Source organism: Streptomyces sp. NPDC102441 (genome assembly GCF_044765585.1).
GTDB lineage: Bacteria > Actinomycetota > Actinomycetes > Streptomycetales > Streptomycetaceae > Streptomyces.
In genome coordinates, this window is sequence record NZ_JBIWKH010000012.1 from 63,795 (window position 1) to 80,982 (window position 17,188).

Below are 17,188 nucleotides of genomic sequence, written 5' to 3' on the forward strand. Positions count from 1 at the left end.
GTCATACCCCCCGCTGGGATGCCGGCATCACACGCGCCAGCACCAGGTTGATGATCAGGTTGAAGGAGACGACCAGCACGATCGACACCACGAGCACGCCCTGCACCGCGGGCACGTCACCGGCCTGGGCCGAGTCGTTGGCGAACCGGCCGAAGCCCTGGAGGCCGAAGATCCACTCCGTGACGACGGATGCGCCGACCAGGGCCGGGAACTTCTGTCCCATCGTGGCCAGGGCGGGACCGAGGCCGTTGCGCAGGACGTGTGCGAAGAAGATCCGCCGCGGGCTCAGGCCCCGGACCACCGCGCCCGTCACGTAGTTCTCGCCGTAGGCGGAGACGAGGCTGGACCGCAGCTGGCGGGCGACGTCGGCGATGACGTCGAAGCTCAGTGCGAGCGCGGGGAGCGTGATGTGGGCGAGCCACGGGCCGACACCCTGCTCGGCCGGGATGTAGCCGGCCGAGGGGAACAGACCGAACCCCACCGCGAGGACCGCCACCAGCACGATGCCCACGACGAAGGCCGGCATCACCGAGATCACGGTGACGAACGCGGTGATCGCACGGTCGACGACGGTGGTGCGCCGGATCGCGGCCACCGTGCCGAGGACGAAGCCGACGAGCACACCGATGATCAGCGCGAAGACCGCGACCGAGAGACTCACCCCCAGCCCGAGGCCGATCAGCGTGGAGATGTCGGCCCCGTTGACCCAGCTGGTACCGAGCTGTCCGTGCAGTACACCGGTGAACCAGTCCCAGTACTGGGACAGGAAGGGCTTGTCGAGTCCCCACTCGGCCTCGATGCGCTGGATCGCCTCGGGGGTGGCCTCCTCGCCCAGCTGGATGCGCGCCGGGCTGAGTCCGCTCATGGACCGCAGCGCGAACGTCACGAAGGTCGCGACCAGGAACACCGGTACGAAGATCGCGACCGACCGGCCGAGGGCGGCCGCCACCCGCCCTGCCGCATGCCGCGCCCTGGCCGCGGCGACCCGGCGGCGGCGCTCGGGAGCGACGTGCTCAGGAGTCGCCTCTGGCGTGGTCGTCGTCATGGGTCTGCCTCCTCTCTGCAGTGGATGGAGCGGATGGGTGGTCAGGAGCCGCCGGCGATCTTCACGCCGGTCCAGTCGATGTGGGCGGGGTTCTTCGGCAGATCGGAGAGCGTCCTGCTCTTGGCGAAGAGGTTGGGCGAGGAGAAGGTGAAGATCAGGGCGTTACTCTCCAGGCCCGCACGCGTCGCGGCCTGGAGCACCTGCTCGTAGTCGGGAGCGTCCAGAGGTGTCCGGCGGACCTTGGCGACGGCCTCCTTGAAGCCGTCCGGCTCGTACGGAGTGCTCAGGTTCAGCGGGCCGTCCGGGCCGAAGTGGGCGGTGAGCGTCTGCACCGCGGAGTCGCGGCCGGTCGTCGAGTACAGGGAGAAGGCCAGGTCCTTGGCGAAGAACGGGGTGGCCCAGTTCTTGTCGATCTTGATGGTGACCTTGATCCCCACGGCCGCGAGCTGGGACTGGACGATCTCGGCCTGCGGGTCCTCCGCCGGGATGACCAGGTTCAGCTTGATGTCGCCCGGCCGGTGGCCCGCCTCGGCGAGGAGCTTCCTCGACTTCGCGGGGTCGTAGGGGTAGGCGTCCTCGGACTTGGTGTCGTACGCCTCGTAACCCTTGGGGAAGGGCTGGTCGGTGGCCTCGCCATGACCGAACGTCAGCTTGTCGACGAACTCCTTGCGGTTGACCGCGTAACGGAGCGCATCGACCACCCTGTCGTCGTCGAACGGCGCCTTGTTGACGTTCAGGCTGATGTTGGAGGCGTTGAAGCCGGACTGTGAGAACACGTCCAGGCCCGCCTTGTCGGCGGCGGAGGCCTGGCTCGGGTCGAGGTCGGCGAAGTTGTAGACACCGGTCTGGAATCCCGACACGACGGTGGAGGCATCGGGCGCGGATACCAGCTCGACGTTGTCGATGTGGATGTTCTTCGCGTCCCAGTAGTCGGGGTTCTTCCGCAGGACCGCTTTGGTGCCCGGGATCAGCTGGTCGACGACGAAGGGGCCGGCGCCGATGGGGCTCCGGTCGAGCTTCGTGGGGTTCGCGGCCGCCTTCGGGCTCGCGATCTGGAGGACGCGCTCCCCGAGCAACTGCGGTATCTGGTAGTCGACCTGGGTGAGTTCGAGCGTGGCGACCAGCCCGTCGGCCTTCACCGAGCCGATCGACGTCAGGTCGCCGAAGAGCGCGGAGTTCTTCTGCTTCTGCGCCCGCTCGATCGCGGCCTTCACGGCGGCGCCGTCGACCGTCGAGCCGTCGCTGAACTTCAGCCCGGGGCGCACGTGGAACGTGATCCGGTCACCCTTCTCGTTGTACTCCCAGCTCTCGGCGAGGTCCGGGACGGCCTTGCCCTCCTCGTCGGTCCGCGTCAACGAGGCGTACACGAGCGCGAGTTCGCGGAACTGTGCGCCGCTTCCGCCCACCACCGGGTCCCAGTGGTTCGGGAAGTAGGAGGAGGCCCATTTCAGGGTGGCGCCGCCGGCCGACGAGGAGGCGCTGCCGCCGCAAGCGCTCAGAGCCGGTGCGAGCAGGGCGATGAAGGCGGTTGTGAGGGCAGCGACCCTCAGGCCGCCCGCCTGTCGGGCCGGCCGGGCGTCCGGTCGGCGTCGGATCGTGAGTCGTGCGGGCATCGTGTTCTCTCTGATGAGTCCCGGCCCGGAGCAGGGCAGGAGGAAGCGGGGGAGCGCGAAGGGAGGCGCGGCACTCGCACGGAACCGTCGCCGCGTCCGAGGGCATGCGTCGCCGAGGCGTCGGCGCACAGCAGGGCAGGAGCGGGTCCGGACGGGGGCGTCGAGGAGCTCACGGACCCGTACGGGGATACGACGGAAGGGAGCGACGGAGAGCGGAGAGCCGACGCGGGGCACAGGCGGGAATCAGCGGACCGGCGGACTGCCGGTGCTGCCGAGGGAGGTCAGGCAGCGCCTGTGGAGCGGGGGTGGCGAGCGGTCAGCGACAGAGTGCGCTGGAGGTGCGCCGCAGGTCCACGTAGCGGCACACCACACCGGGGTGCGTCGTGAGCATGGGCTCATCCTGGCGGCAGCCGTCCTCGCCTGTCAATGGACACCCATTGGTGTCTCATTCAGCGGGACGGGGCTCAGTCGCAGCTCAGGGCGGTGCGGGAGGAATTCCAGGTGACACCGGGTTGCGTTGACGCCTCGTCAGGATGCAGCCACAGCGACCCGTTCCCGGTGCCCAGGGGGACTGCTCCGGGCGGGGGCCACGCACCCTCTGCAAGCAGGTGGCGCTCGGGTTCGGTCAGGCTCCTGTGGAGCTCCAGCGCCTCCGAGGGGGAGAGCGGTGTGGCCCCGTCCAGGAGCCCCGGGGAGAGCTCCTCGACGGCCGCCGCGTACGTCTCGTACGGCCGCAGGCCGGGGACCGCGCGATACCCCGACGGGGCACGCAGCAGGAGTGTCGGGAGCGCGTAGCGGTACCCGCCGTCGAGGGTCTCCTTGGCCGTGCCGGGATGCGCCGATCCGCCTTCCACGGACAGGACTTCGGGGACCGGCCGCCGTGCCTCCGCGCGGTCGGCGCGCACCCGCTCCAGCACGCCGGACGAGGCGGCGTCGGACCTCAGCCGGTCCGGGTCCAGGCCGGGGACGCCGTGCGCGGCGGCCACCGCGGCCTCCAGGGTGTCCGCCGGTTCGCCCAGGACGAAGACGGTCTCCCGCAGCCGGCGCAGGACCTGTTCGGCCACGTCGGCGCCCTGGAGTTCGGCGGCGCCGGCCACCAGTGACGAGGGCCAGGAGCTCGCGGCCACCCGGCTCAGCCGGGCCGCCCGCGGCGCACCGGTGTGCGCGCTGATCCTCTCGATGTAGCCGGCGTAGTACGCGGTCTCCGCAGCGGGATCGGGCGCCGGGTCGTCCTCGTCGTCGAAGAGGACGGCGTACGCCCGCCGCCAGCGGACCCGGCCCGCCAGCGCGGTCCGCAGCCTGCGGAAGGCGGGCTCCGAGCCCCAGGCCCAGGGGCACATCGGGTCGGTGTACTCCACCACCTCCACCGGTGGCGCAGCCGGTCCGCCGGTCACGCGGCACCGATCGCGGACGGCTGTTCGCGTGCGCGGGCGGGCAGCAGCGCTGCCAGGGTCAGCCCGCCGAGAACGGCCGCGGCGTCCGACTCGACCCGCCTCCACACCCCGGGCAGACCCGCCGCGGGGCCGGGGTAGTCGAGCCCGCTCAGCGGCTCGCCCCGCAGGGTGATCAGCTCGCCGTCGACGGCACGTACGACATCCAGCAGGGCGATGTCCTCGGCGGGCCTGCCGAGCCAGTAGCCGCCCTCGCAGCCACGCTGGCTGCGCACCAGGCCAGCCCTGCGCAGTTCGCCCACCACGGACTTCAGGAATCTGAACGGGATCTCCTGCGAGGAGGCGATGGCTTCACAGGAGAGCGGACGGCCGGGATCACTCGCGAGCTCCAGAAGGGCACGCGTGGCGTAGTCCGCCTTCGCGGAGATATGCATGCCCACATCATGCCCCGGCGGTGGGCCGCGGGCGAAGCTCTTCCGGCGGATCCGCTCCCGTGCCCAGGCCGACATTGCGGGAACATTGCCGCAGGTGAAGGGGAAAGGACACCTCTTGACATCCTTTTCGCCACAGCCCTAACGTCCCTGCCATGAGCGAGCCGTTGACGACCCCCGGAGAAGGGTTCCACCCTCACCTCCACGAAGCCCCGGGCCGCCCGGCGGCGCCCCTGCGCACCCGTCTTCACCACATACGCGCGGACGCGCTGGACGGTGACACGGCGCAGACCGGCGGCATGCGCAGATTCAGCGCCGTCAGCGGCAGGACCGTGGGTTCCGAGAAGCTGTGGATGGGCCAGACCCACGTGGCACCCTCGACCTCGTCCTCCGACCACCACCACGGCGAGTCCGAGACCGCCATCCATGTGGTCAGCGGGCATCCGGAGTTCGTCTTCCTGGACGACTCGGGGGAGGAGCCGGAGGAGGTGCGGCTGCGCGCCTCACCCGGCGACTACATCTTCGTCCCGCCGTTCGTGCCGCACCGCGAGGAGAACCCGGACCCCACCGAGGAGGCCGTGGTCGTCATCGCCCGCAGCACCCAGGAGGCGATCGTGGTCAACCTGCCGCGCCTGTACGTTTTGGACCCGGACGCGACAACCTGACACCTGCCCTGGTCAAGTGCGTCCGGGCAACCGGCGCGGCCACGCCCGCGCGTGGCCGGGCCCGCGGAACGGCCTTGGACGGCCCAGGTTTTTCGTCGTCGGAGGAGGGCCCCGGGGCACGGTCCTCAGATGGCGTCCGGACCACGCTCGCCCGTGCGGACCCGCACGGCGGTCTCCACGTGCAGAGCCCAGACCTTGCCGTCGCCGATCTTGCCGGTGCGGGCGGCGCGGACCACCGCGTCGATCACCGGCTCCGCGTCCGCGTCCTCCACGAGGACCTCTATACGGATCTTGGGGACCAGGTCCACCCGGTACTCGGCGCCCCGGTAGACCTCGGTGTGGCCGTGCTGGCGCCCGTATCCGCTGGCCTCGGTGACCGTCATCCCGTTCACACCGAGGTCCCTCAGAGCGGTCTTCACCTCGTCGAGGCGGTGCGGCTTCACGACGGCGGTGACGAGCTTCATGGGGCGGTGCTCCTGTCCTGGGAAAGAAGTGCGGAGTGGCCCGGGGTCTGTGCGGCGGCATGACCCAGGCCGCCGTGATCGTAGGCGCTCTCCGCGTGCACTGTCTGGTCGAGGCCCGTGAGTTCCTCCTCCTCGGAGGCCCGCACACCCATCAGGCGGTCGATCCCCTTGCCGATCCCGTACGTCACCAGGAAGGTGTACGCGGCCACGGCGACCACGGCGACGGCCTGCCGGGTGAGCTGGCCCGCTCCGCCGCCGTAGAGGAGCCCCTCCGCGCCGCCGGTCATCGTGGCCGTCGCGAACAGCCCGATGAGCAGCGTGCCGACGACACCTCCCACGAAGTGCACGCCGACGACGTCCAGGGAGTCGTCGTAGTCGAACCGGAACTTCCACGCGACGGCGTACGAGCAGACGACTCCGGCCGCGAGACCGACGACGGCCGCGCCGAGGACGCCGACGGTCCCGCAGGCGGGTGTGATCGCGACCAGACCGGCGACCACACCGGAGGCCGCGCCGAACGTGGTGGGGTGGCCGTCGCGCCGCTGCTCGACGAAGAGCCAGCCGAGCAGGCCGGTGCAGCCGGCGACCAGGGTGTTGAGGACCGAGGCCGCGGCCAGACCGTTGGCGCCGAGCGCCGAACCGCCGTTGAACCCGAGCCAGCCGAACCAGAGCAGGCCCGCGCCGAGCATCACCATCGGCAGGTTGTGCGGCCGCATCGCGTCCTTCTTGAAGCCGATGCGCGGCCCGATCACCAGGGCGAGGGCCAGACCCGAAGCTCCGCAGGTGATCTCCACGACGAGACCGCCGGCGAAGTCAAGGGCGCCCAGCGAGTCCTTGATCCACCCGCCGGGCCCCCATACCCAGTGGGCGACGGGAACGTATACGAGGAGGGTCCACAGAGGTACGAAGGCCAGCCACGCCCCGAACTTCATACGGTCCGCGATCGCACCGCTGACCAGTGCCGCCGTGAGGATCGCGAACGTCAGCTGGAACGTGGTGAACAGCAGGGTGGGGACGCTGCCGGTGAGGTCGTCGGGGCCGATGCCGACCATGCCCACCTGGTCGAGGCCGCCGACGAGCCCGGCGAACGTGTCGTCGCCGAAGGCCAGCGAATAGCCCGCGAGCAGCCACACGACCGTGACCAGGGCGATCGACACGAAGCTCATCATCAGCATGTTGAGGACGCTCTTCGTGCGGACCATGCCGCCGTAGAACAGTGCCAGGCCCGGCGTCATCAGCAGGACGAGTGCGGTGGCGGCGAGGAGCCAGGCGGTGTCGCCGGTGTCGAGGCCTGCCGAGGCCAGGGTCACGGGGGTCAAGAGGGGTCCCTCCTCGGGGCGGCGTGGGGTCCGGCCAGGAGAGAGTCGCGGGCGTGCGTTTCACGGAGGGCGCGGTGGAGTTTCCGGGATGTTTCGTTGCGTCAAGGTGACCGAAACCTCACCGGGACCGGCCTCCGCCGGCCCGCCCGGATCAGGCGGGCGGGCCGGCGGAGGAGCCGGCGGGTGTGGCTCCGGTGGTTACGGTTCAGGTGGTTGGGGCCCGAGCGGTTACGGCGCCACCTTGTTGCCGCCGAAGGTCACGACGAGGGAGCCGTCCGAGGCGAACGACCAGTCCATCGCACCGGCGTACGCGGAGCAGGCCGCACCGTTCGTGCCGGTCCAGAACTGGTTGGAGCTGTCCGCGTCGCCCACCGTCTTGTCGTTGGAGCCGTCGTCGCTGCGGCAGGAGACGTTGTCGCGGAACACCGAAGTGCCCTTGTCGAAGGAGAAGTTGCGCTCGGCGTTGTCGATGCTGACGTTGTCCGACACCGTCATCGAGCCGGGGTTGCTGTTGTAGGTGAATCCGTGGTGGCCGTTGTCGTAGGCGATGTTTCGCCGGACGATGTGGTCGACCTCGATGTCGTCGCCGCCGAGCTTGTAGCCGTTGCGGTCGCCGTCGGAGTTCACTGTCCCGTCGGACAGGGTTCCGTTGTCGTAGGCCAGGGAGTCCTCGATGGTCACCGGGCCGATCGGACCGGTCTCCGACTTGGTGTAGAGGTCCCAGCCGTCGTCGATGTTGTTGTGGGACACGGTGTAGCGGAAGACGTTGCCGGGGCCCGAGGTGAGCTTCGACGCGAAGCCGTCGGCGTCCTCGCCGTCGGAGTCGGCGTTGTCGTGCGACTCCGAGCTCAGGATGAGGTTGTTGGCCGGCCACTCGTCGTCCGGGGTGTCGGAGGCGATCCGCGAGATCTGGAGGCCGGAGTCGTGGTTGAAGCGCGTCACGACGTGTTCGATGACGTTGTCGCTCCCGCCGACGAAGATCCCGTTGTCGCCGGCGTGCTCGACGATGATGCCGTCGATGTGCCAGTACGCGCCGTTCACGGCGAGCCCCCGGTTCGTCGTCTCCTCGCTCATGGCAGAGAAGTTCAGGACCGGGGTCTCGTCCGGGTAGGCGGCGAGCGTCGTGCGGGCACTGGAGGTGCCGTCGTTGCCCGGCGGGATGGTGACCGTCTCGGAGTAGTCGTACGTTCCGCCACGCAGGTAGATCGTCCCGCCGGAGGTGACGCGGCTGATCGCCGAGGAGAGCGTCGTCGGGTCCGACTCCGTGCCTGCCGCGTCGTCGCCGCCTTCCGGCGCCACGTACAGGGCGTCGGCGGCGATCGTGGCCGGGGAGCTGACCGCTGCCGTGCCGGAGGCATGGGAGGCGGACGTGGCCTGCGCCATGGTGCCGGACAGTGCGAGGGCCGATCCGGCGAGCAGGCTGATACACGCGATGACGGACTTCTTCTTCTGCATCGATCGTCTCCAGGTCGGGTTGGTTCGTCTGGCCAGCGGGCGTCAGAACGGCGGAACCGAAAACTCCGGCTAGGGGTGCGACAACGTGATCTGTCCGAGTACCTGAACCGATCATGCCGCCGATGCCACACTGGGTGGGGGGCAAGCGCTTTCTAGGACCGTAAGTGCGTGTCGTGACCACGTCAATGCATCTGTACGTGATTGAAGTTCAGTGACCTGAACGTACGAGTGATGGCGGGACCGTCGGCGGCCGTGAATCCGGGTCGGTTCTCGGCTCGACCTGCCGCCTGAGGTCGATGTCGGATTTCCGCCAGCCGTCCGGCCCCTCCGTGCCCGATGCTTGGACCATGCACACCGACACCGAGCGCTGCGTGCGGGCCGTACAGTCGAAGGACGCCCGCTTCGACGGCTGGTTCTTCACCGCCGTCCTGACCACCCGGATCTACTGCCGGCCCAGCTGTCCGGTCGTGGCGCCCAAGGTCCGGAACATGACCTTCTACCCCAGCGCCGCCGCGTGTCAGCAGGCCGGATTCCGGGCCTGCAAGCGGTGCCGGCCCGACACCAGCCCCGGCTCCCCGGAGTGGAACGCCCGCGCCGACTCCGTCGCCCGGGCCATGCGCCTCATCCAGGACGGCGTCGTCGACCGGGAGGGCGTGCCGGGACTCGCCGCCCGGCTCGGCTACTCCGCCCGGCAGGTCGAGCGGCAGCTCCTGGCCGAGCTCGGCGCGGGACCGCTCGCGCTGGCCAGATCCCAGCGCGCCCAGACCGCCCGGGTGCTCATCGAGACGACCGGACTCCCCATGGCCGAGGTCGCGTTCGCGGCCGGGTTCTCATCGATCCGTACGTTCAACGACACCGTGCGGGAGGTCTTCGCCCTCGCCCCGGGTGAACTGCGTGCCCGGGCGGAACGCGGTACCCGGCACTCCGGGGCGCCGGGCGTCATCGCCCTCCGGCTCCCGTACCGCGCACCGCTCAATCCGAGCAATCTCTTCGGGCACCTCGCCGTCACCGCCGTCCCCGGCGTCGAGGAATGGCGCGACGGCGCCTACCGCCGCACGCTCACCCTCCCGCACGGACACGGCATCGTGGCGCTGACCCCGCAGCCGGGTCACATCGACTGCCGGCTCTCCCTCACCGACCCGCGCGACCTCACCCAGGCCATCAGCCGCTGCCGCAGACTGCTCGACCTGGACGCCGACCCCGTCGCGGTGGACGACCAGCTGCGCTCCGATCCGCTGCTCGCCCCGCTGGTCGACGCCGCCCCGGGGCGCCGGGTGCCGCGTACGGTCGACGCCGGGGAGTTCGCCGTACGCGCGGTGCTCGGCCAGCAGGTCTCCACAGCCGCCGCCCGCACCCACGCGGCCCGTCTGGTCCGTGCCCACGGGGTGCCGGTGGAGGACCCCGAAGGCGGCCTGACCCATCTCTTCCCGACGTCCGGCGCTCTGGCCGGGCTCGATCCCGAGGCGCTCGCCCTGCCGCGCAGCCGCCGCACCACGCTCACCACCCTCGTGGCCGCCCTCGCCGACGGGTCCCTGAGCCTGGGGGAGGGGACCGACTGGGAGAGGGCCCGCGCGGAACTGGCCGCGCTGCCCGGCTTCGGCCCCTGGACGGTCGAGGCCATCGCCATGCGGGCCCTCGGGGACCCGGATGCCTTCCTCCCCACCGATCTCGGGATCCGCAGAGCGGCCGGACAGCTCGGCCTCCCGGCGACCCCCACGGCCCTCACCGCACGCGCCGCGCGGTGGCGCCCCTGGCGCGCGTACGCCGTGCAGTATCTGTGGACCGTCGACGACCACCCCATCAACCGCCTGCCCGTCTGAGGGCGTGAGGACGAACCATGACCACCACACCCACGGTGACCAGGCAGCACACGGTCATCGACAGCCCGTACGGGGCGCTCACCCTGGTCGCGACCGGCGGTGTGCTCTCCGGTCTCTACATGACCGGGCAGCGGCACCGTCCGCCCGAGGAGACCTTCGGCGAACCCGATCCGCGGCCCTTCGGCGAGACCGCCCGTCAGCTGGACGCCTACTTCGCGGGCGAACTGAAGGAGTTCGACCTCCCGTTGCGTCTGCACGGCACCGACTTCCAGCGCGGAGTGTGGGCCGAGCTCGTACGCATCCCGTACGGCGAGACCCGCTCCTACGGGGAGCTGGCCGACCGTCTCGGCAAGCCGGGCGCCTCCCGCGCCGTGGGTCTCGCCAACGGCAAGAACCCGGTCGGGATCATCGTTCCCTGCCACCGCGTCATCGGAGTCTCGGGGAGCCTGACGGGGTACGGCGGCGGGCTGGACCGCAAGCAGCGGCTGCTCAGCTTCGAGCGGGGAAAGGAGGGCGAGGTGCCGGCCCTGTTCTGACCGGGGGCCGGGGCGAGCGGTTCCGCCCGGCTGCCCGATCGCCCGGCTGCCTGGCCTTCCGGGACCGGCTCAGCCCGTGAAGATCTCGACGACGGACCAGACCGCCAGGCCGAGCATGCACAGACCGCCGATGCGCTGCACCGTCTTCAGCGGCACCCGCTTGGCGATGAACCGACCGGCCAGCAGCGCCAGCGCGGACACCGACATCAGGGCGATGGCGGCCCCGACGGCCGTGGACCAGGTGCCGTTGCTCGCGGCCAGGTTGGCGGTGGTGATCTGGGTCAGGTCGCCCCACTCGCTGATGAACACCGCCATGAAGGCGGTCGAGTAGACCGGCCAGAAGCCGGTGACGGTCCTGATCTCCTCGTCCTCGTCGTCGTCACCTCCGCCACTGCGCAGCAGCATGAACGCGCCGAAGGCGAAGAGGGCGGCCGAGACCACCTTCACGACCCAGTCGGGCAGCAGGCCGATCAGTCCGCCCGCCCCGACCGCGATGGCCACGTGCACGATGAACGCGGACGACGTGCCGAACCAGACATAGAGCGGGCGCATGCGTGTGCCCATGGCCAGCGAGGCGAACATCGTCTTGTCGGGGAGCTCCGCGAGGAAGATCAGCCCGAAGGCGGTGAGGATCGCCAGAGGGTCGAGATTCATTCCGGGTGGCCTTCTGTGAGAACCGGGCCCCTGGGACTTCCGCGAAGCGCCGCTCGGGCTTTCGGAGGACCACTCGGCCCGGCATGACGGCAACGCCCGCAGGGCGCGGGCGTGTCATACCTGACCGAAGGTCTCGCCCGTCCGTAAGGATCTACGGACCCGGCCACCGGGAACCCGGGGGTTCCAGTGTGTCGACGACCGGTTTGCAGGGCTACTCCCCTTCGCAGCCGTCAACGATACCTCACCGGACCTGCGGGGGAGCGGCTCGGTACAGTCCTACGGTGATCAGCCGCGACGCCACCGGGAGGGCCCCCGCATGAGCCGCCGACCGCACAAGGGCCCCGGGCCCGGTTCCTCCCGGCCCACGGTGAGCGTCTGCCGGGGCTGCTGCTGCGGTACCCCGAAGATCCCGGGCGTGGACCACGCGGGGCAGCTCGCGCAGCTGCGGCAGGCCCTCGACGGCGCTGCGACCGTGCGCGCGGTGGAGTGCCTGGACGCCTGCGAGCAGGGCAACGTCATCGTCGTACAGCCCTCCGCCGAGGGCCGCCGTGCGGGGGGCCGCCCCGTCTGGCTGGGGCTGGTCAACGATCCGCACGCCGTGGCCGACATCGCCGCCTGGGCGGGGGAGGGCGGGCCCGGCCTCGCGGACGCGCCGGAGATCCTGGACCTCTACGCTTTCAGTCCGTCCCGCCGGATCCGGGCGGGGCTGGAGGGCTGAGAACGGTTCCGTGCGGCCCGCGCCGAGGGAGCCGGAGGCCCCCGAACGGCGTGTGGTTGACTGATCCGCATGGCCCCGTCTCCGCATCCGCCTGTTCGGCCGTGACCGCCGATCCGACCGCGGCCACCCGGCCCCGCAACCGCAAGCAGCTCATCGTCGAGGCGGCGGGCCGGGTCTTCAGCGAGCACGGCTATCACACGGCGTCCATGGAGAAGATCGCCGCCGGCGTGGGTATCACCGCCGCGGCTCTGTACCGGCACTTCCCCAACAAGTACGCGTTGTTCGCCGAGTGCGCCGACGTCATGGCCGACCGGCTCGTCGCCGCGGTCGACGAGGTGCCGCCCGGGGCGGCCCTGACGGATGTGCTCACCGCCGTCACCCGGGTCACCGTCGTCCACCGGGCGTCGGGCGGCGTGTACCGGTGGGAGGCCCGGTACCTCAACCACGAGGACCGCCGGAATCTCAGAACGAAGTTCCGGCACGTCGTCGGGCGGGTCGACGAGGCGGTGCAGCGCGAGTACGCACTCCCCGACGAGCGCCTGCGGGCCATGGCCGCCCTCGGGGCGATCGGGTCCGTCACGATGCACCACACCACGATCGCCCAACGCCGTACCGAGGAGTTGCTGTCGGCAGCCGCGCTGCGCGTGGCGGCGACCGACCCCGCGGTGCCCCGGAGCAGCGCCCGCCCCGTCGAGCTGCCCGCCCAGCCGGTGCCGCGCACGCGGCGCGCGGAGATCCTCGCGGCCGCCATCCCGCTGTTCGCCCGGGACGGGTTCGCCAGCGTCACGAACGGACAGATCGCGGAGGCGGTGGGACTGGCCCCGTCCGCGCTCTACCGCCACTACCCCGGCAAGGTCGACATCCTGGCGGCGGCGTGCCTTCAGGCGGCGGGACTTCTGGCCCGGGGGGTGGACCAGAGTCTTCACGGAGTGGCCGGCCCGCGCGCCGCCGTCGTCGCGCTGGCGGAGAGGTACGTCGCCTACAGCTTCGAGTACACCGCCCTCAACAGCGTTGCCGAAGCCGAACTCGCAGGCCTGCCTGCCGACCTGCGGCGGTCCCTGGTCCTCGCGCAGCGTGATCACATCGCCGTCTGGGAACAGCAGCTGCGGCTGGCCCGTCCGGAGCTGGACCCGCGCCGGGCCCGGATGCTGGTGCACGCGGGGTTCGGTGTGGCGGTCGAGGCCGGACGTGGACTGCGATGGCAGGACAGCCTTGAGCACCGTGCCGCCGTGACCGCTCTGATCGTGGGTGCCCTGGGCCTTTGAACCCGCCCCGGCGCCCGCTCCTCCGGCAGTCGGCCGGAGGAGCGGGCACGGTCGGGTCCGGGCCGGCGGCTCAGCCGGGCCGGTTCCCCGTCGGGATCGTGATCGGGGTGGTGGTCCCGGACTCGCCCTTGTTGAGGAACAGCATGGCCAGCGCGCGTATGAACTGGTCGAGCATGTAGAAGGCGCCGGGCATGACGGGTGACAGCCCCTCACGGAACAGGATGAAGGCCGGCCACGCGGTGCGGACCAGGGCCGCTGCCGCGTAGTCGCGTTTCAGTCCCAGCCAGTCACCGACCTCGTTGCTGAGGGTGTAGCGCACGAACTCGTTCAGGAAGCCGCGGGTGACACCGAGATCGATCTCCGCGGTCAGACCGAGCAGTACCTCGGCCAGGTCGAGGCCCTCCGGTGTCGGGGCGAGGATCGGGGTGAGCACCTGCGCCGACTGCGCCTCCGCGGCCGCCCAGGTCTTCGGGATGTACTCGGTCGGCACCCCGAGCAGGTGGATGGCGACCTGCCACGAATGCAGGAACGCATCCTCGTCCGCGGCCGACATCGGGATCTTCCAGTCGCGCATCTTCCTGTGTACGAACGTTCCCAGACTGTGGAAGGTGACCAGGATGTCGGCGACGCTGATCGGGATGGTCTGGTCGGCGCCGTCCTTCCAGTGCGGCGACTGCGGCAGCAGATGACGCACCGCTCCGTGCACCAGCCGGGTCTTGTTGGCGGTGACGACGAACTGCCCCGTCGGCTTGAAGGCGTCCAGCTGGGACAGGTCGTAGCCGAACGTGAACGTCTTGGCCGCGCGGTCCTTCATGTCGGCGCCGCCCACGGACCAGTAGACGCTTCTGGCCTCCCGGGGGATCACGGTGCTCATGATCCCGCTGCCGAGGCCGTACAGCATGAACAGGTAGGTGTCCTTGCGCCGGTTGAAGTCGGCTGCGCGGGCCAGCTTGGCGGGGTCGGCCCAGGAGGGCAGCTTGTTGACCGTCAGCAGATGTGCGGCGAGTTCGGCCGGCAGACCGCCGGGCAGCTCGTCGCCGTTGTTCACCCACCCGGACATCGCGGTGTTGACCGCCGGAACCTGCCCGTTCTCGAGAAGCGAGACCATCAGAGGATCCGTCGCGCTGTCCCAGATGTACTCCGGATCGACGCCCGCCCCGGTTCCGGCCACCGAGTCCGCCGACGCCCAGGCCCATGCCTTGGTGGGGTCCGCCACGCCTACCAGGCCGAGCGCGACGCCAAGGGACAGGATCCTTCTCCTGTCGAGATTTGGCATTTACTTACCTACTTCCCTGTCAGTCAGGTGGCGCCATGCGCCCCTCAGGCTTGCCGGTTGCGGTCCCACCACGTTTCGGATCATGCTGAACCATGTGATTCTCAATTAACATAGCGAGGCGCGCTACTGGCGGCAATGGTCATGACAGAGGCGCTGCACCCGATCGGGTGCAGCGCAGAAATCCGCCCGGGCGCGCCGGAGGGCCGTTACCCGGGCCTCGCCCGCCGCAGCGTCAGCCGTCCAGGCCCCTGCCCGGCTGCGCCCTGCCCGCCGCGACCGCCGCCTCGACGAACGAGGTGACGAGCGAACGGCGGTTGAGCGGTGACCAGGCGATGACCAGACGGTTGGGCGGCGCGTCCGTCACCGGTACGCATGTCAGTCCCGGGGGTACGGGATCGACGAGGGAGCGTGGAAGCACGGCGATCGTCCGCCCGGCGGCGACCATGTGGACCATCTGCGGCACATCCTCGATCTCGGGCCCCGTCCCCTCGCCGGGCACGCCCTTCCAGCGCGGCCGTGTCTCGTGTTCGAGGTCGGCCATCCGCAACTCGGTGCGCGAGGCCAGCCGATGGCCGGCGGGCAGGATCGCGACGCGGCCCTCGACGTGCAGCGTCTCGTGCGCCAGACCGCTGAGGTCGTCGAAGGGCGCGTACAGCAGCGCCACGTCGGCCCGGCCGTCGCGCAGATGGTCGACACGGTCGGTGGCACCTCCGAACAGGATGTCCACCTGGCGCGCATCGGGCTGAAGGGAGTACCGGGCGAGAATGCCGGACAGCAGGTTGGCATCGCCGCCGGGCTTGATCACCAGCCGTAGGTGGTCCTGGGTGTCACCGGCCCGGCGTGCGTTCCGGGCCGCGGCGGCGACCGCGTTGAGCGCGTGTCGGCCGTGGTGCAGCAAGGCGTCCCCCGCGGGCGTGAGCGAGACGTGCCGGCTCGAGCGCAGGAGCAACTGGACGCCGAGGCGCGCCTCGACGCGCCGGATCGCCTTCGACAGTGCCGGCTGGGCGATCGACAGGCGCTGAGCGGCACGGCCGAAGTGCAGCTCCTCGGCGACGGCAACGAAGTACTCGAGCTCCCGCGTCTCCAGGTCAACCATGCCTACAGGTTATCGCCGAAGAACGAACAGGTCTTGGACTTCACCGGCAGGGGGAGGGTTCGATGGACGCATGATTCACCACACGATGATTGTCTCGTTCACCGATCCCGTCCCGGACGCCGACCTCGACCAGTTCCTCAAAGACATCGAAAAACTGATGCGGGACTCCGGGACGATCCGGACCTACGCCGCCAGGCGCCACATCCGCGTTCCCGCCGACGACCACAGCCCGGTGTTCGCCGCCACGGCTGTCGTGCAGTTCGGCTTCGCCGACCTCGACGCGCTCAACGCCTCGTTCACGGCTCCCGGAGCCGAGGCACTCATCCAGCGCTGGCAGGCCCAATTCCCGTACAAGGTCGTCTGGGTGAATCACGAACCGCTCGTCTGACCGCGTGCGGGGCTGTGGCTCAGGACTGCTCCGTCTCCGGCGCCGGTGAGTCCGGCGCGCCGGCCGAAAGCAGTCTCTCCGCGAGCGCGCGGCAGCGTCTCCTGAGCTCCGGAGGGTCGAGGACCTCGAAGTCGTGTCCGAGCAGGAGCACCTGCATCAGCACGAAGTCGAGGTTCTCGGCGCCGCACAGGACCTCGCAGCTTTCGTTCTCCCGTGGTCGTACGACGGCCGCCGACGCCGGGATCTGCGCGCGCACCGTGCCGGCCGGCGCGTGCACGAGGAAGCGCGCCTGATGTGCGTACACCCGGCTCGTCACACCCTCCTGCACGTACGTCGCCGCGTCGGGCGCCGTGCGCGGGCCGAAGCGCCAGGTCCGCGCGGACACCTCGGTCATCCGGTCGACGCGGAAGCTGCGCCAGTCGTCACGGTCGAGGTCGTAGGCGAGGAGGTACCAGCGCCGGTCGGAGGCGACCAGCCGGTAGGGCTCGACCCGGCGCCGTCGCACCTCGCCGCTTCCGGAGGGGTAGTCGAAGCCGGCCTCGACCTCGTCGCGGCAGGCTCTGGCCAGCGTCATCAGGGCCCCGGGGTCGACGGACGTGCGGCCTCCGTCGAAGAACTCCACCGAGCCGGAGAGCGCGCGCACCTCGTGCCGCAGCCGGGTGGGCAGCACCCGGTCGAGCTTGGTCAGCGCCCGCAGAGCGGAGTCCCCGGCGCCGGCGACCGCGCCACCCGCGCCGGCCAGCAGTGAGACGGCGGTGGCGATCGCCTCCTCGTCGTCGAGGAGCAGCGGCGGCAGGTCCTGCCCCGGGCCGAGCCGGTAGCCGCCGCCGACACCCAGGCCCGCGTGCACCTGATAGCCGAGCTTGCGGAGCCGCTCGACATCGCGGCGCACCGTGCGCGGCGTGACCCCGAGCCGGTCCGCGAGTTCGGGGCCGCTCCAGACATGGCGCTGCTGCAACAGCCCGAGCAGGGTGAGCACCCGCTCCGTCGTACTCCGCTCGTCACTGCCTGCCACGTCCATATGGCCCATCCTGCCGGAGACGGCGGACCGA

At 70.6% G+C, this 17,188-nt stretch carries 17 protein-coding genes; 6 read left to right on the plus strand and 11 right to left on the minus strand.

Annotated elements, in window-relative coordinates; all coding sequences use genetic code 11:
- Window position 1: 1 nt before the first annotated feature.
- The 4 genes from ACIREO_RS25570 to ACIREO_RS25585 form a co-directional block, all read right to left on the minus strand.
- Window positions 2–1,045, minus strand: coding sequence for an ABC transporter permease (locus ACIREO_RS25570; RefSeq protein WP_404114175.1), 1,044 nt, complete (start codon window positions 1,043–1,045; stop codon window positions 2–4).
- Window positions 1,046–1,086: 41 nt separating this feature from the next.
- The gene (locus ACIREO_RS25575) at window positions 1,087–2,658 is read right to left on the minus strand and encodes an ABC transporter substrate-binding protein (protein ID WP_404114177.1); all 1,572 of its coding nucleotides are present in this window, start codon (window positions 2,656–2,658) and stop codon (window positions 1,087–1,089) included.
- Between the two features lie 464 nt (window positions 2,659–3,122).
- On the minus strand, window positions 3,123–3,998 hold the full coding sequence (locus ACIREO_RS25580) for a DsbA family protein (RefSeq protein ID WP_404114561.1): 876 nt from the start codon (window positions 3,996–3,998) through the stop codon (window positions 3,123–3,125).
- Window positions 3,999–4,048: 50 nt separating this feature from the next.
- Window positions 4,049–4,483, minus strand: a complete 435-nt coding sequence (locus ACIREO_RS25585; RefSeq protein WP_404114179.1) for an RrF2 family transcriptional regulator — start codon at window positions 4,481–4,483, stop codon at window positions 4,049–4,051.
- 152 nt (window positions 4,484–4,635) lie between these two features.
- On the opposite strand from ACIREO_RS25585, the gene ACIREO_RS25590 reads away from it, so the two are divergent.
- The gene (locus ACIREO_RS25590; protein WP_404114181.1) at window positions 4,636–5,145 is read left to right on the plus strand and encodes a cupin domain-containing protein; all 510 of its coding nucleotides are present in this window, start codon (window positions 4,636–4,638) and stop codon (window positions 5,143–5,145) included.
- Window positions 5,146–5,270: 125 nt separating this feature from the next.
- Here ACIREO_RS25590 and ACIREO_RS25595 read toward each other — a convergent pair whose 3' ends face one another.
- From ACIREO_RS25595 to ACIREO_RS25605, 3 genes are all read right to left on the minus strand, one after another.
- Window positions 5,271–5,609, minus strand: a complete 339-nt coding sequence (locus ACIREO_RS25595; RefSeq protein ID WP_404114183.1) for a P-II family nitrogen regulator — start codon at window positions 5,607–5,609, stop codon at window positions 5,271–5,273.
- The gene (locus ACIREO_RS25600) at window positions 5,606–6,928 is read right to left on the minus strand and encodes an ammonium transporter (RefSeq protein ID WP_404114184.1); all 1,323 of its coding nucleotides are present in this window, start codon (window positions 6,926–6,928) and stop codon (window positions 5,606–5,608) included. Before ACIREO_RS25600 ends, ACIREO_RS25595 begins: the two co-directional genes overlap by 4 nt.
- 228 nt (window positions 6,929–7,156) lie before the next feature.
- A complete protein-coding gene (locus ACIREO_RS25605) occupies window positions 7,157–8,383 on the minus strand; it encodes a right-handed parallel beta-helix repeat-containing protein (RefSeq protein ID WP_404114186.1) in 1,227 nt (408 codons plus the stop codon).
- A 347-nt stretch (window positions 8,384–8,730) separates the two neighbouring features.
- On the opposite strand from ACIREO_RS25605, the gene ACIREO_RS25610 reads away from it, so the two are divergent.
- Together ACIREO_RS25610 and ACIREO_RS25615 are read left to right on the plus strand one after the other, a co-directional pair.
- On the plus strand, window positions 8,731–10,203 hold the full coding sequence (locus ACIREO_RS25610; protein WP_404114188.1) for an AlkA N-terminal domain-containing protein: 1,473 nt from the start codon (window positions 8,731–8,733) through the stop codon (window positions 10,201–10,203).
- Between the two features lie 17 nt (window positions 10,204–10,220).
- The gene (locus ACIREO_RS25615) at window positions 10,221–10,739 is read left to right on the plus strand and encodes a methylated-DNA--[protein]-cysteine S-methyltransferase (protein ID WP_404114190.1); all 519 of its coding nucleotides are present in this window, start codon (window positions 10,221–10,223) and stop codon (window positions 10,737–10,739) included.
- A gap of 69 nt (window positions 10,740–10,808) precedes the next feature.
- Here the strand turns inward: ACIREO_RS25615 and ACIREO_RS25620 are convergent, their stop codons facing one another.
- Window positions 10,809–11,393 carry a TMEM165/GDT1 family protein gene (locus tag ACIREO_RS25620; protein WP_404114192.1) on the minus strand — a complete coding sequence of 195 codons (585 nt, stop codon included), beginning with the start codon at window positions 11,391–11,393 and terminating at the stop codon, window positions 10,809–10,811.
- Between the two features lie 316 nt (window positions 11,394–11,709).
- Here ACIREO_RS25620 and ACIREO_RS25625 point away from each other — a divergent pair, with 316 nt between their 5' ends.
- On the plus strand, window positions 11,710–12,111 hold the full coding sequence (locus tag ACIREO_RS25625) for a (2Fe-2S) ferredoxin domain-containing protein (RefSeq protein WP_404114194.1): 402 nt from the start codon (window positions 11,710–11,712) through the stop codon (window positions 12,109–12,111).
- Window positions 12,112–12,212: 101 nt separating this feature from the next.
- Window positions 12,213–13,376 carry a TetR/AcrR family transcriptional regulator gene (locus tag ACIREO_RS25630; protein WP_404114196.1) on the plus strand — a complete coding sequence of 388 codons (1,164 nt, stop codon included), beginning with the start codon at window positions 12,213–12,215 and terminating at the stop codon, window positions 13,374–13,376.
- Window positions 13,377–13,446: 70 nt separating this feature from the next.
- Here ACIREO_RS25630 and ACIREO_RS25635 read toward each other — a convergent pair whose 3' ends face one another.
- Together ACIREO_RS25635 and ACIREO_RS25640 are read right to left on the minus strand one after the other, a co-directional pair.
- Window positions 13,447–14,652: an oxygenase MpaB family protein gene (locus ACIREO_RS25635; protein WP_404114198.1), complete on the minus strand. Its 1,206-nt coding sequence runs from the start codon at window positions 14,650–14,652 to the stop codon at window positions 13,447–13,449.
- A gap of 232 nt (window positions 14,653–14,884) precedes the next feature.
- Window positions 14,885–15,748: a LysR family transcriptional regulator gene (locus tag ACIREO_RS25640; protein WP_404114199.1), complete on the minus strand. Its 864-nt coding sequence runs from the start codon at window positions 15,746–15,748 to the stop codon at window positions 14,885–14,887.
- Between the two features lie 70 nt (window positions 15,749–15,818).
- Here ACIREO_RS25640 and ACIREO_RS25645 point away from each other — a divergent pair, with 70 nt between their 5' ends.
- Window positions 15,819–16,136: a hypothetical protein gene (locus tag ACIREO_RS25645; RefSeq protein WP_404114201.1), complete on the plus strand. Its 318-nt coding sequence runs from the start codon at window positions 15,819–15,821 to the stop codon at window positions 16,134–16,136.
- 19 nt (window positions 16,137–16,155) lie between these two features.
- On the opposite strand, the gene ACIREO_RS25650 is transcribed toward ACIREO_RS25645, so the two are convergent.
- Window positions 16,156–17,157 carry a helix-turn-helix transcriptional regulator gene (locus tag ACIREO_RS25650; RefSeq protein WP_404114203.1) on the minus strand — a complete coding sequence of 334 codons (1,002 nt, stop codon included), beginning with the start codon at window positions 17,155–17,157 and terminating at the stop codon, window positions 16,156–16,158.
- Window positions 17,158–17,188: the final 31 nt, after the last annotated feature.

Coding starts and splice junctions, on each gene's coding strand:
- ACIREO_RS25605 (WP_404114186.1), bottom strand. CDS start 8,383: ATGCAGAAGAAGAAGTCCGTCATCGCGTGTATCAGCCTGCTCGCCGGA.
- ACIREO_RS25595 (WP_404114183.1), bottom strand. CDS start 5,609: ATGAAGCTCGTCACCGCCGTCGTGAAGCCGCACCGCCTCGACGAGGTG.
- ACIREO_RS25640 (WP_404114199.1), bottom strand. CDS start 15,748: ATGGTTGACCTGGAGACGCGGGAGCTCGAGTACTTCGTTGCCGTCGCC.
- ACIREO_RS25650 (WP_404114203.1), bottom strand. CDS start 17,157: ATGGACGTGGCAGGCAGTGACGAGCGGAGTACGACGGAGCGGGTGCTC.
- ACIREO_RS25590 (WP_404114181.1), top strand. CDS start 4,636: ATGAGCGAGCCGTTGACGACCCCCGGAGAAGGGTTCCACCCTCACCTC.
- ACIREO_RS25580 (WP_404114561.1), bottom strand. CDS start 3,998: ATGTGCCCCTGGGCCTGGGGCTCGGAGCCCGCCTTCCGCAGGCTGCGG.
- ACIREO_RS25570 (WP_404114175.1), bottom strand. CDS start 1,045: ATGACGACGACCACGCCAGAGGCGACTCCTGAGCACGTCGCTCCCGAG.
- ACIREO_RS25575 (WP_404114177.1), bottom strand. CDS start 2,658: ATGCCCGCACGACTCACGATCCGACGCCGACCGGACGCCCGGCCGGCC.
- ACIREO_RS25585 (WP_404114179.1), bottom strand. CDS start 4,483: ATGCATATCTCCGCGAAGGCGGACTACGCCACGCGTGCCCTTCTGGAG.
- ACIREO_RS25645 (WP_404114201.1), top strand. CDS start 15,819: ATGATTCACCACACGATGATTGTCTCGTTCACCGATCCCGTCCCGGAC.
- ACIREO_RS25635 (WP_404114198.1), bottom strand. CDS start 14,652: ATGCCAAATCTCGACAGGAGAAGGATCCTGTCCCTTGGCGTCGCGCTC.
- ACIREO_RS25610 (WP_404114188.1), top strand. CDS start 8,731: ATGCACACCGACACCGAGCGCTGCGTGCGGGCCGTACAGTCGAAGGAC.
- ACIREO_RS25620 (WP_404114192.1), bottom strand. CDS start 11,393: ATGAATCTCGACCCTCTGGCGATCCTCACCGCCTTCGGGCTGATCTTC.
- ACIREO_RS25615 (WP_404114190.1), top strand. CDS start 10,221: ATGACCACCACACCCACGGTGACCAGGCAGCACACGGTCATCGACAGC.
- ACIREO_RS25625 (WP_404114194.1), top strand. CDS start 11,710: ATGAGCCGCCGACCGCACAAGGGCCCCGGGCCCGGTTCCTCCCGGCCC.